Genomic DNA, 12,436 nt, shown 5'->3' with positions numbered 1-12,436 from the left:
CGGCTCCCCGCCGGGAGTCGGTGAGCGACGCCGCTCGACTGCTTACTGCTTCTGGTTGAGACGCTTCGCGATCTCGTCGTCGGCCTTCTTGGCAGCGGCCGCGTAGTCACCCGTCAGGGCTCCGGTCAGGAACTCCTTGATCGGGTTCGGCTCGTTCTCCACGTTGGCCCAGGTCGGCGTGTTCGGGGTGATCGCGCCGACGGCGGCGGCCGGCTGAGCGGCCTTGGCGAAGTCGCCGGTGACCTGGCCGTTCAGCGAGGCCTTGTTCGGGATGTTGCCCGCGGCGGCGACCAGGCCCTCGTTCTTGTCGTTGAGGGCGACCTTCAGGAAGTCCTTGGCCATGTCGGAGTTCTTGCTTGCCTGGGCGATGGCCAGGTTGGAACCGCCGAGGAAGACGCCGGACGGCTTGTCGGCGGTCTTGCCCGGGAGCGGGAAGAAGCCGATCTTGTCCTTGGCCATGGTCTTCTCGTCCGGCAGCTCCCAGCCGAGGCCGATCATGGTGCCGACGTCACCCTTGCCGAAGACGTCCTTCTGCTGCGGGGTGGCCTCGTCCTTGTCCTTCGGACCGGTGGCGGAGTAGCCCTGCAGCTTCTTGTAGGTCTCGAAGGCCTTCTGCGCCTCGGGGGAGGACAGGCCGCCGGCCCACTTGTCGCCGTCCTTCTTCGCGATCTTGCCGCCCTCGCTGGTCAGCAGACCGAAGTAGACGTACCACTCCTGGCCGGGCATGTAGATCGGGTCGGTGACGCCCGCGGTCGTCTTCAGCTTGTCCAGGTCGGCGTAGAACTCGTCCAGGGTCTTCGGCGCGGCGGTCAGGCCGGCCTTCGCCCAGAGGTCCTTGTTGTAGGCGACGACGCGGTTGCTGACCCACCACGGAGCGGCGTACTGCTTGCCGTCCAGGATCGCGGCCTCGTTCTGGTTGGCGGCCCAGTCGGCACCGCCCAGGGCGGCCTTGTCCTTGGTGATGTCGAGCAGACCACCGGTGGCCGCGTAGCCCGCGGTCTGGGTGTTGCCGACCTCGAGGACGTCGACCGAGCCCTCGGACAGCGCGGTGGTGACCTTCGCGCCGATGCCGTTCCACTTCTGGATCTGGAAGTCGACCTTGGAGCCCGGGTAGGCGGTCTCGAAGTCGGCCTTGACCGAGTCCGTCCAGCCCTTCGGGGCGGAGCCGTCCATCAGCCACACGGTCAGGGTCTTGCCGCCGTAGTTCTTGGCGGCGGACGAGGACGAACCGCCCTTGCCCTCGTCGCTCGACTTGGCGTCCGAACCACAAGCCGCCACACCGACGACCATTGCTGCGACGCCGACCGCCGCGATGAGCTGACGCTTCACGCCATCCTCCTGAGGGATGCCTGGGTTACCCCCGTCGGGTGGCAGCGGCAGACCCACGTAAAGCGGGAGGAATGGTGCCGCGGACCCCATCGGACGGGTGGGGGATTCATAGTGACCGGCCTAGTGGTGTAGACCAGATGCCTGGAGCTTGGCCTAGACCAATGGGCCTGTCAACGGCTGTTCAAGCGATCTGGACCACCCGTTATCAAGCCGACACCGCACATCGTTCATCGCGTGATGAGGTATTCGTTCCGTAGCCATACATGCAACGATGTGAGCTGTTAACGATGTGGCGCGACCCTCAAGGGCCGCGCGAGAAGCGGGAGACAGGTCCGATGAGCAGCGACGGGGGCAGCACGGCCCAGGTCAACGACCCCCAGGTGAAGAACCTCCCGACGCAGGCCGGCGCAGACCCGACCGCCCGGGTGCCGAAGTACTACGGCCTCAAGCGCCACCTGCTGCAGCTCACCGAGACCCAGCCCGCCGGGACGCCCGTCCCGCCCGAGAGGGCCCTCGCCGCCCAGTTCGACACCTCGCGCACCACCGTCCGCCAGGCCCTCCAGGAGCTGGTGGTCGAGGGGCGGCTGGAGCGCATCCAGGGCAAGGGCACCTTCGTCGCCAAGCCCAAGGTCGCCCAGGCCCTCCAGCTGACCTCCTACACCGAGGACATGCGCGCCCAGGGCCTGGAGCCCACCTCCCGGCTGATCGAGATCGGCTACATCACCGCCGACGACCGGCTCGCCCCGCTGCTGGACATCAAGCCCGGCGGCCGGGTGCTGCGGATCGAGCGCCTCCGGCTGGCCAACGGCGACCCGATGGCCATCGAGGTCGCCCACCTCTCCGCCAAGCGCTTCCCCGCGCTGCGCCGCAACCTGGCCAAGCACAACTCGCTGTACACGGCCCTGCGCGAGGTCTACGGCGTCACGGTGGCCGAGGCCGAGGAGACCATCGAGACCACCCTCGCCACCCCGCGCGAGGCCGGTCTGCTCGGCTCCGACCTCGGGCTGCCGATGCTCCAGCTCGCCCGGCACTCCTTCGACGCCGACGGCAACCCGGTCGAGTGGGTCCGCTCCATCTACCGCGGCGACCGCTACAAGTTCATCACCCGGCTCAAGCGCCCCGAGTAGGGCGGCCACCCCCTGCCGACACCCGGGCACCGGCGTACGCACACGCGTACGCCGGTGCCCGTTGCGTCGGGTGGCCGGGGCGGCACAGCGCACACCGGCGCGCGGGCATCCAGGCGGCGCGTGGACCGGGTACGGCGCTCCGGCGTACGCACGGGCGCGCGCGGAGCGTCCGGATAGCGGGAAGTTCGGTCGTTCCTGGTGACACAGATCACGCCATGCTCTAGATTTCGCAGCCGTATTGACTGCCGATCACCAGTGGTGCTGCTCGGCGGGCCTCGGGGGGATCGTGCGACCCCGTGGGGCTGCGGCGCCGACCGGGTGACCCTCCTCCGGAGCGGAGCCGAACCATGTCGTCAGACCTCGACGCCACCGAACCTGTCATGCCCGAGCCACCGGATCCCGGGGCCCTTCCGGCCGTGACGCCGGAGCGGGTGCTGGCCGGGCTCGCCCTGCTCGTGCCGATCGTCGCGATGCTCTGGGTGTCCTCCTACGACAAGACCACACCCGAGGCCGGCGGGGTGCCGTTCTTCTACTGGTACCAGCTGCTCTGGGTGCCGGTCTCGGCCGTCTTCACGGTGGCCGCGTACCTGCTGATCAACCGGGACGAGAAGGCCCGCAAGGCCGTCCGGAAGGCGGGTGGCGCGCGATGAACGGCGTCAATGTGCCGGCCCTGGCGGTGTTCGTGCTCTTCTTCGTCCTGGTCACCGTGATGGGCTTCCTCGCCTCGCGGTGGCGCCGGGCCGACGACGCCCAGCACCTGGACGAGTGGGGCCTGGGCGGCCGCAGCTTCGGGACCTGGATCACCTGGTTCCTGCTCGGCGGCGACCTCTACACCGCGTACACCTTCGTGGCCGTCCCGGCCGCCGTGTACGCGACCGGCGCGGCCGGGTTCTTCGCGGTGCCGTACACGATCATCGCGTACCCGCTGGTCTTCCTCTTCCTGCCCCGGCTCTGGTCGGTCTCCCGGGTGCACGGGTACGTCACCCCGGCCGACTTCGTGCGCGGGCGGTACGGTTCCAAGCCGCTCGCGCTGGTGGTCGCGCTGACCGGCATCCTGGCCACCATGCCGTACATCGCGCTGCAGCTGGTCGGCATCCAGGCGGTGCTGGACGTGCTGGGCGTCGGCGGCGGCGAGAACGCCAACTGGTTCGTCAAGGACCTGCCGCTGTTCATCGCCTTCGGCGTGCTGGCCGCGTACACGTACTCGTCCGGCCTGCGCGCGCCGGCGCTGATCGCGTTCGTCAAGGACACCCTGATCTACATCGTGATCATCGTCGCGGTGATCTACATCCCGATGCGGCTCGGCGGCTACGGGCACATCTTCGACGCGGTCGGCCAGAAGTTCAGCGCGCCCAAGGCGGCCGGCTCGCTGACCGTGCCGGAGAACAAGCAGTGGACGTACGCCACACTGGCGCTCGGCTCGGCGATGGCGCTGTTCATGTACCCGCACTCGGTGACCGGCGTACTGGCGTCGAAGTCCCGCAACACGGTGCGCCGCAACATGGCGATCATGCCCGCGTACTCGCTGATGCTGGGCCTGCTGGCGCTGCTCGGCTTCATGGCCATCGCGGCCGGCGTCGGCAAGGGCGACAAGAAGTTCAACACCCAGCTCTCGGTGCCGCAGCTGTTCGAGAACATGTTCCCGGACTGGTTCACCGGCGTGGCCTTCGCGGCGATCGGGATCGGCGCGCTGGTGCCCGCCGCCATCATGTCGATCGCGGCGGCCAACCTGTTCACCCGCAACGTCTACAAGGAGTTCCTGAAGCCGTCCGCCACCCCGGCCGACGAGACCAGGGTCGCCAAGATCGCCTCGCTGCTGGTGAAGGTCGGCGCACTGGCCTTCGTGCTCACCATGGACAAGCAGGCGGCGATCAACCTCCAGCTGCTCGGCGGCCTCTGGATCCTGCAGACCTTCGTCTCCATCGTCGGCGGCCTGTTCACCCGCTGGTTCCATCACTGGGCGCTGTTCGCCGGCTGGGCGGTCGGCATGATCTACGGCACCTGGGAGGCGTACGACATCGCCAGCCCCGCCACCAAGCACTTCGGCGGCAACTCGGCCGAGATCCCGGGCATCGGCGAGCTGGGCTACATCGGCCTGACCGCCTTCGTGCTCAACCTGGTGGTCTCGGTGGTGCTCACGCTGGCGCTGAAGGCGTTCAAGGCGCCGGAGAGCCCGGACGAGACCCGGCCCGGCGACTACAGCGCCGAAACCGGCGACGAAGAGCTGAAGAACGCGCCGGAGCCCGTGACAGCGCACTGATTGCCCCTTCGCGCGCCCTGTGATCGCGCCGTCTCCTCCGTGAACACTGGAAGAGGCGGCGCGATCATATGTATGAACGGCCGCACGTGCAGGGAACCACCGGGACCGGACCGGCAGCCGGCCGGCACCGACCGACCCACGGATCGACCCACGGGGAGCAGTCGCGATGGCAGAACTCGGCACCACACTCAACGGCCAGCACCAGTCCGCCCACGCGCCCGGCGCGGCGCTCGGCGCACCGCCCACCACCGCGGCGCCCACCACCGCGGCGCCGGACACCCGGCTGCCGTCCGTGCTGATCGCCACCCGGCACGGCGAGTCCACCGCCAACGTGGAGTTCCAGCTGGCCGAGGCGGCCGGTGCGCTGAGCGTCCCGATCAGCTGCCGGGACGCCGACATTCCGCTCTCGATGCACGGCCAGCACCAGGCCCAGGCCCTCGGCCGCTGGTGGGCCGGCCTGCCCAGCGCCGACCGGCCGCGCAGCGTCTGGTGCTCGCCGTACGTACGCACCGCCGAGACCGCCCGCATCGCGCTCGCCCAGGCCGCCGGGCTCGGCGCCGTACCGGTCTCGCTGGCCGTCCGGTACGACGAGCGGCTGCGCGACCGCGAGCTGGGCGTCCTGGAGATGCTGCCCCGGGCCGCGATCGAGGCCAAACATCCGGAGGAGGCCGCCAGACGGCGCAAGATGGGCGAGCTGTACTACCGCCCGCCCGGCGGCGAGTCCTGGGCGGACGTGGCGCTGCGGGTGCGCAGCCTGCTCCGCGACCTCTGCGCCGACGAGGCCGGCCGGCCCGTCCTGGTGATCGCGCACGACTGCACGGTGCTGATGCTCCGGTACGCGCTGGACCGGCTCACCGAGGCGCAGCTGACCGCGCTGGAGCCGGTGCGCAACTGCTCCACCAGCCTCTGGCGCGCCGAGGGCGGGCGGCTGCGCCCGGCGCACTGGAACGAGACCGGACACCTGGCCACCGGCTGACCGGACGCCCGCCGCCCGTCAGCCCGTCAGCGGCTCGGCGAAGCAGCGGCGGTAGGCCAGCGGGGTCGTCCCCAGCCGGCGGCCGAAGTGGTGCCGCAGCGTCGCCGCGTTGCCGAAGCCGCAGCGGGCGGCGATCGCGTCCACCGGCTCGGTGGTGGACTCCAGCAGCCGTTGGGCGAGCAGCAGCCGCTGCCCGACCAGCCAGCGGTGCGGTGTCGTGCCGGTCTCCTGCTGGAACCGGCGGGCGAAGGTACGCGGCGACATGTGGGCCCGGGCCGCCAACTGCTCGACGGTGGACTCCTCGTCCAGGTGGTGGCGCATCCAGTCCAGCAGCGGGGCGAGCGACTCGCCGTCCCCCTCCGGCAGCGGGCGGGCGACGAACTGGGCCTGCCCGCCCTCCCGGTGCGGGGCCACCACCATCCGGCGGGCGATCCCCCGGGCCACCTCCACGCCCTGCGCCTTGCGCACCAGGTGCAGGCAGGCGTCGATGCCGGCCGCCGTGCCGGCCGAGGTGATCACGGGGTCGTCGTCCACGTAGAGGACGTCCGGCTCGATGGTGGTCCGCGGAAAGCGCGCGGCCAGCTCGTCGGTGTGGCGCCAGTGCGTGGTGGAGCGGCGGCCGTCCAGCAGCCCGGCGGCGCCGAGCACGAAGGCGCCGCTGCAGATGGAGAGCGCCCGGGCGCCGCCCTCCACTGCCGCCCGCACCGCGTCCACCAGCGGCGCCGGGTACTCCTGCTGCACCCCGACCGCCGTGACCAGCACCAGGTCGGCCTCGGCGAGGCGCTCCGGGCCGTACGGGACGTCGATGGAGAAGCCGGCGTGCGTGCGGTGCGGGCCGGGGCGGGCGCCGGCGATGGCGAAGTCGTAGCCGGGCAGGCCGTCGGCCGTCCGGTCCAGGCCGAACACCTCGCAGGCCACCCCGAGTTCGAAGGGATGGACCTCCTCCAGCACCACCGCGACCACGTTCTTGAGCATGCCGACCAGGATGCCCCCGCGAGCGGCCCGGAGGGAAGGACCGCGGTGGCAGTATTTCGATGCATTCAGGCATTACTGCCACTCGTGGCCGCCCGGCGGCGCGGGGAGAGTGGAGCCATGGACTCCGACACTCTCGCAAGCGCACTCGCCCTCGCCGGGGCCGTCGGCGGCTTCGGACTGCTCGGCACCCTGATCGGGCGCGACGTGGCCCGGGGCGCCGCCAACGGCCGCGACAACTGGCACCGGCCCGGCGGCTACCCCGCCGCCCCCGCCCTGCAGGACCGGCTCTACGGCACCATGCCGGCCGCCTCGCTCCGTCCGTCCGCCGACCCGGCCACGGCCGCACCGGTCCCGGCCCCCGCCCCGGCCCCCACCCCGGCGACCGGCACCGCCTGCGGCACACTGACCGCATGGACATCGTCATCCGCCGAGCCATCGAGGCCGACCTCACCGCAGTCGGAGCCGTCACCCACGAGGCCTTCGTCGGCGACGGCCACAGCCCCGCCGACGGCCCCTACGCGGCCCAGCTCCTGGACGCCGGCCCGCGTTTCGAGCAGGCCGAACTCCTCGTCGCGGTCGACCCGGCCGGCGGACAGCTGCTCGGCTGCGTGACCTTCGCGGTCGGCGGCACGGCCTTCGCCGACATAGCGCGGCCGCACGAGGGCGAGATCCGGATGCTCGCGGTCGGCGGCGCGGCCCGGGGCCGGGGCGTGGGCGAGGCGCTGGTCCGGGCCTCGATCGCGCGCAGCCGGGAGCTGGGCCTGGACGGGATGGCGTTCTCCACCCGGCCGTCGATGACCTCCGCCCACCGGCTCTACGAGCGGCTGGGCTTCCGGCGGACGCCGGAGCGCGACTGGGAGGTGCGCCCCGGTGTCCCGCTGCTGGTCTACACGATGACGTTCTGACGGCGGGCCCCCGGCGGCGGATCACCGCCGGGGCCGGGTCACTTCTTGTCGTAGCCCGGCGCCACGTAGATGGTGTACCGGCCGTGCTCCCCGCTCTTGACCACGGTGGCCACGCGGTACCCGGCGCTCTTGAGCGTCGGCTGGATCGCCTTGTCGGTGGCACCGGTCTGGGTGAAGTCCAGCACCACCACCTTCCACTCGTGGGCCTCGATGCCGGCCTGGATGGCGGGCACCCCCACCTGCTGCTTGCCGGTGTCAGGGTCCCGGCGGTAGACCGCCACCAGGTCGTGCCACTGCTGCCAGTTGCTCGACTCGCGCAGGTAGTACGCGGGCACGTTGTAGTTCTCGACCAGGTACTTGTCGTCGCCCTTGACGACGTACGGCCTCAAGGCGGCCACGAAGGACTCGGTGTTGGACCACTCGCCGAACATCTCCCGGCCCTGGGCCGCCCCCACCCAGCCGAGCGGGCCGACCACCAGGGCGGCGACCACGACCCCGGCCGTGACGTGAACCCGGTCCTTCAGCGCGACGACGACCCGGGCCAGCAGGGCGCCCACCACGATGCAGGCGAACCAGGCACCGAAGTCGACGTGCTTCTGCAGGGAGAGCCAGGTGTGGATGCGGATCTGGTTCGCCGGCGCGAGCATCCCGGCGACCAACAGCACGGCGGCGAGGCAGGCCTCGGACCACGCGCTCCCGCCGCGCTTGCGCGCCGCCACCAGCTGCACCACCACGCCCACCAGGGCCAGCAGCAGCAGGGCGCCCACCCACTTGGCGGCCTCCCCGGCCACGTAGGAGTAGGCGTCGTGCCCGGGGGCGCGCTTGAGGGTGGTGTGGTTGAAGCCGTCGATGTAGCGCTTCCCGGCCACCAGGGCCGCCACGGCCATCGCCGCCACGAAGGCGAGGAGGAGCTGCAGCCCGCGCTTCCACCGCACCCACGCGCCGGGGGCGCCGCCGGAGCCGGCGAAGACCGCGACGCCGCACACGACCGGGACCCAGAGCAGTGCGGCGTACTTGGTGCAGCCGGCCAGCGCCAGCAGCAGGGCGGCGAGCAGCATGCTCGGGTAGCCGCCGCCGGTGGTCAGCCGCACCGCGAGGTAGCCGGCCCAGGCGAGCAGGGCCAGCGCCATCGAGTCGTAGGTGGCCAGCCCGCCCAGGAACTGGGTCGGCCCGAGCGCGGCGAAGGCCGCCGCCGCGCAGAACGCCGCGAGCGACCCGTGCAGCCGCCGGGTGGCCAGGTGGACGGCCACGGTGGCGGAGAGCATGAAGATCATGCTCAGCAGCCGCGCGGTGGTCAGGCCGCCGAGCATGTCGGCCATCGCCACGACCACCGGGTAGATCAGCGGGGAGCCGGAGAAGAACGTCTCGTACGTCGCGACCGGGCTGCCGTGCGCCAGGTTGGCGATCTCCTGGTAGCCCGCGTAGATGTAGGTGCCCTCGTCCACGAAGGCGGTGTTGCCGACGAGGAGGTGGAACGAGAGCGCGCCCTGGACCAGCAGGACGGCGAACAGCGGCAGCAGGTCCGTGCGGAGCGCGGGCCTGGGCATCCGCGCCACCGGCTCCGCCGTCCGCCTCCGGCGGCCCCGCGAGGACGACGACCCGTCCTGGGCGCCCGTCGACGGTTCACCGGGACCGGCCGTGCCGACCCCACCGGGCCGGACGGCACCCGCGGGCTTGAGTACGGGCCGCCGGGTGGATTCGGGCCGGATCCAACGGCCGTCCGCGCTCATCAGGTACTGCTCCTCAACTTCGGGACATCGCGCCCGGTACGGCAGGTACCGGGGCTCGGTGCGCCAGAGGGCGCCGGGGCGGTGCTGCGCCCCGGCGCCGTGGGTGTCTCACGACGGGCGGCCTGCCCGTACGGACCGGCTCAGCCGGTGAGCCAGGCGGCCGTGGGCGGGATCGCCGGCGGCGAGCTGGGGCCTGCGACGATCTTCACGATGTCGGCCTCCGGCAGCACCTGGTCCCAGGCCTGGATGTCGGCGACGGCCCCGTGCCAGGGGTCGCTCCACTGCGAGTTCGAGCTCAGCCGGCCCAGCTGGAACGCGTTGGTGCCGCTGCTCTGCACGCCGGCCGCCTGGGCCGACGCCTGCGCCGCGCCGTTGACGTAGAGCGTGATCTGCTTGCTCGCCGCGTCGTAGACACCGGTCAGCAGGGCCCACTGGTTGACCGTCGCGTCGCCCTTGGAGTAGACGACCACGGAACCGCCGCCGGGGAGCTGGACCTTGAAGTACCAGAGGTTGCGGCCGTTGTTGGTCGCCCGCCCGAGCGCGTAGGAGTAGTAGGCGCCGTCGCCCTGGCTGACCGCGGCCCGGACACCCGCCGGCACGTCGACGAACACCCGGGCGGACACGGTGAAGCTCTTGTTCGTGTCGACGATCGGCTCGGCGCTCTGGGCGAAGGAGTTCTGCCCGCTGGGCAGCTTGAGGACCTGTCCGGCGAAGCCGGCCACCGAGCCCGTCTTCGCGTCCGAGCCCAGGCCCAGCGCGGCCGTCCCCTTGCTCGCCGGCAGCGAGCCGACGGTCGGCGGGCCCGCGATGGCCTTCGGCGGACCGCTCGGCGTCCCACTGGCCGTCCCGGCCGGCGAGCCGCTCGACGACGCGCCCGGAGTCTTGGGCGCCTCAGCCGTCGGGCTGCCGTCGGCGACCGGGGTCTTGTCGGACTGACGCATCACCACGACGCCCGCGACGGCGGCGCCGACGACCACGACGGCCACGGCGGCACCGATCAGCCGGAGACGGCGCTTCCGCTTCGCCTGCTCCTCGTTCCTGGCCGCCAGCGCCTCCCAGTCGGGCGTGCCGGCGGCCTGCGCCGGGAAGCCGCCGCCCTGCTGCCACTGCTGGGCGGGCGGCATGGGGACGGTGGACGCCAGGGGCGCGGCGGGCGCCATGGGGACGGTGGTCGCGGTGGGCGAGGTCGGCGCAGTCGGCATGGCAGGCATGGCGGGCGCGGCCGGGGCGGCGGGCGGCGGGCCGAACGCGCCTGCCGGCGGCTGCTGCTGCGGCACACCGGCCACCGGGGGCACCGGTCCGGGCGGAGGCACCTGCCCCGGCGGCATCTGACCGGGCGGAGGCACCTGCCCCGGAGGTATGGGGCCGGCGGGCGGCTGCGCGGAGACCGGCGGCTGCGCGGGGCCAGGTGCCGCGGGCGGCGGGCCGAACGCGCCGATCGGCGGCTGCTGCGGGGACCACCCCGGGTTCTGGTCCGGCTCGCCAGTCGGTACCGGTCGATCGCTCATGTGTCGGAATGGTAAGGCATGGTTCGCCCAACGCCCATGGAGGGTGCTTCGGCTGACGGGCCCACCCCCGGGGCCCGCCCTACGGCAGTCCGTTGTACGGGAGCTTCCACCGCTGCGAGACCCCGCCCGAGCAGGGCTTGAGGTTCACCGCGGTCCCGTCCGCGAGGGAGCCCCCGGCGGTGCCGAGGCACAGGCCTGACTCCAGGTGCATCAGGCTCTGGCCGGCCCCGGCGGCCCAGCGCTGCGGGGCCCCTCCGGTGCAGCGGGCGAGCGCCACGGTGGTGCCGTCCCCGGACGGCGCCAGGCACGCCGCGCCGCCCCGCAGAGAACCGTCGTTGCCCACCGTCCAGCTCGTCGACACGGCCTGGTCGCCGCAGGAGCCGACCGTCACCGGTGTGCCCGCGAGGCCTCCGCCGCCGTGCCGCAGGCAGATCCCGGGGGCGCCGGCGGGCACCTCGCCGGCCGGCAGGCCGACCCGGTTGTGGAAGGCGAACGACCAGCTCTGCAGGCCCGTCCCGCCGCTCCAGATCTCGAAGCCCGCCTGCACCCGGCACAGGTACGACCCCGGCGGGACGTAGCCGCGCATCAGGGCGTCGGCGGTGAACAGCCGCAGGTTCAGGCCGTGGGCGCTGTGGGTCGACGCCTTCCGCACGTAGCTGATCACGCTGTGCGGGCCGGTGATGGGCGCCTGGAAGACGTCGTAGGCGGTGTCGCCCATGGTCTGGGCGTCCGTCACCTTCTTCCCGGCCGGCCGGACGCTGTCGGTGGCGTCCAGCCAGATCATCACCTCCGCGCTCTCCCCCGGGGCGCAGTTGTCGGGGCTGGGCCCGTACCAGAGGTCGTAGGAGAGGTTGTAGGAGCCGGTCGCCCGGGCCGAGGCGTCCCAGTCGCTGGTCGCGTCGCCCAGCGCGCTGACCGGGACGGGCAGTCCGCTCGCGCCGGGGGCCGTGGAGATGTTGGGGTAGGCGCCCGGGGCGAGCGGGGTCTTGGCCACGAAGTCGCGCAGCTCCGTCACCGTGAAGCCGGTGTCCCCGGGGGCGTCCAGGCAGACCGTGCCGGCGGTGTTCCACGGGTTCGGCTCGATGATCTTGGTGCCGCCGTCGACCGGCTTCTTGGGGAAGGGGACCTCCGCGGTCGAACAGAGCCTGCCGGAGCCGCCGGCCGCCGGCCCGGCGGACAACGTCCCACCCGGCTGCGCGGGCGCCGAACCGGGCTCGCTCGTGCAGCCGATGAGCAGCACGGCCACGGTGCCGTGGGCGACCAGCGCCCGCACCCCCCGCGCCAACCGTGCGGCAGTGCCCTTCACGACGACCCTCCCTCTCCCATGAACCGGCCCGCCGGCCCCCGGTCCCGTGGAACCGGCCCACCGGCCGACCTGCGGCCGCGGCGAGCGCCCACCGTATACGCCTGCCTCCAGATCACGATCGGAACTCAATCCCGGTTCCGGGCAGCCCGGCAGACGGGGGGGCAGGATTTCCCCGGAGCCCTTCCCGTACGATCCTGACGTCCCTGCGGCCGGGCTCAGCGCGGCCGCAGTCGTCTTTGGTCCACTTCGATACGGTTTCTGGGGGAGAGAGCCACGTGACTGTCACCGAGAGTACGCAGCTCGCGGGCGGCAGGAGAGCA

10 protein-coding genes are annotated in these 12,436 nt (G+C 72.3%); 5 read left to right on the top strand and 5 right to left on the bottom strand.

The genetic code is table 11. The features are described 5' to 3' along the window. Window positions 1-42: 42 nt before the first annotated feature. Window positions 43-1,329, bottom strand: a complete 1,287-nt coding sequence (locus tag ACZ6NC_RS18705) for an extracellular solute-binding protein (RefSeq protein ID WP_465734060.1) — start codon at window positions 1,327-1,329, stop codon at window positions 43-45. Between the two features lie 335 nt (window positions 1,330-1,664). Between ACZ6NC_RS18705 and ACZ6NC_RS18700 the strand changes: the two genes are divergently transcribed. From ACZ6NC_RS18700 to ACZ6NC_RS18685, 4 genes are all read left to right on the top strand, one after another. Then, entirely contained in the window at window positions 1,665-2,456 is a 792-nt protein-coding gene (locus tag ACZ6NC_RS18700; RefSeq protein ID WP_396320774.1) for a GntR family transcriptional regulator, read from the top strand. A gap of 347 nt (window positions 2,457-2,803) precedes the next feature. Continuing rightward, window positions 2,804-3,106 carry a DUF3311 domain-containing protein gene (locus ACZ6NC_RS18695; protein WP_465734058.1) on the top strand — a complete coding sequence of 101 codons (303 nt, stop codon included), beginning with the start codon at window positions 2,804-2,806 and terminating at the stop codon, window positions 3,104-3,106. Next, window positions 3,103-4,716, top strand: coding sequence for a monocarboxylate uptake permease MctP (gene mctP / locus ACZ6NC_RS18690; RefSeq protein WP_465734056.1), 1,614 nt, complete (start codon window positions 3,103-3,105; stop codon window positions 4,714-4,716). Before ACZ6NC_RS18695 ends, mctP begins: the two co-directional genes overlap by 4 nt. Window positions 4,717-4,882: 166 nt before the next feature. Continuing rightward, window positions 4,883-5,692, top strand: a complete 810-nt coding sequence (locus ACZ6NC_RS18685) for a histidine phosphatase family protein (RefSeq protein ID WP_465734054.1) — start codon at window positions 4,883-4,885, stop codon at window positions 5,690-5,692. Between the two features lie 18 nt (window positions 5,693-5,710). Here ACZ6NC_RS18685 and ACZ6NC_RS18680 read toward each other — a convergent pair whose 3' ends face one another. Then, window positions 5,711-6,667, bottom strand: coding sequence for a helix-turn-helix domain-containing protein (locus ACZ6NC_RS18680; protein ID WP_465734052.1), 957 nt, complete (start codon window positions 6,665-6,667; stop codon window positions 5,711-5,713). 410 nt (window positions 6,668-7,077) lie between these two features. Between ACZ6NC_RS18680 and ACZ6NC_RS18675 the strand changes: the two genes are divergently transcribed. After that, a complete protein-coding gene (locus tag ACZ6NC_RS18675) occupies window positions 7,078-7,572 on the top strand; it encodes a GNAT family N-acetyltransferase (protein WP_465734050.1) in 495 nt (164 codons plus the stop codon). A gap of 38 nt (window positions 7,573-7,610) precedes the next feature. On the opposite strand, the gene ACZ6NC_RS18670 is transcribed toward ACZ6NC_RS18675, so the two are convergent. The 3 genes from ACZ6NC_RS18670 to ACZ6NC_RS18660 all read right to left on the bottom strand — a co-directional run bounded on the left by ACZ6NC_RS18670 (window position 7,611) and on the right by ACZ6NC_RS18660 (window position 12,116). Further along, a complete protein-coding gene (locus ACZ6NC_RS18670) occupies window positions 7,611-9,119 on the bottom strand; it encodes a hypothetical protein (protein ID WP_465734048.1) in 1,509 nt (502 codons plus the stop codon). A 323-nt stretch (window positions 9,120-9,442) separates the two neighbouring features. After that, window positions 9,443-10,579, bottom strand: coding sequence for a LamG domain-containing protein (locus ACZ6NC_RS18665; RefSeq protein ID WP_465734046.1), 1,137 nt, complete (start codon window positions 10,577-10,579; stop codon window positions 9,443-9,445). Window positions 10,580-10,889: 310 nt separating this feature from the next. Beyond that, on the bottom strand, window positions 10,890-12,116 hold the full coding sequence (locus ACZ6NC_RS18660; protein WP_465734044.1) for a ricin-type beta-trefoil lectin domain protein: 1,227 nt from the start codon (window positions 12,114-12,116) through the stop codon (window positions 10,890-10,892). Window positions 12,117-12,436: the final 320 nt, after the last annotated feature.

The sequence above is a fragment of the Kitasatospora sp. NPDC041988 genome, assembly GCF_055588525.1.
The sequence above is the reverse complement of the archived record's forward strand: the minus strand, read 5'-3'. Positions and strand labels throughout refer to the sequence as shown.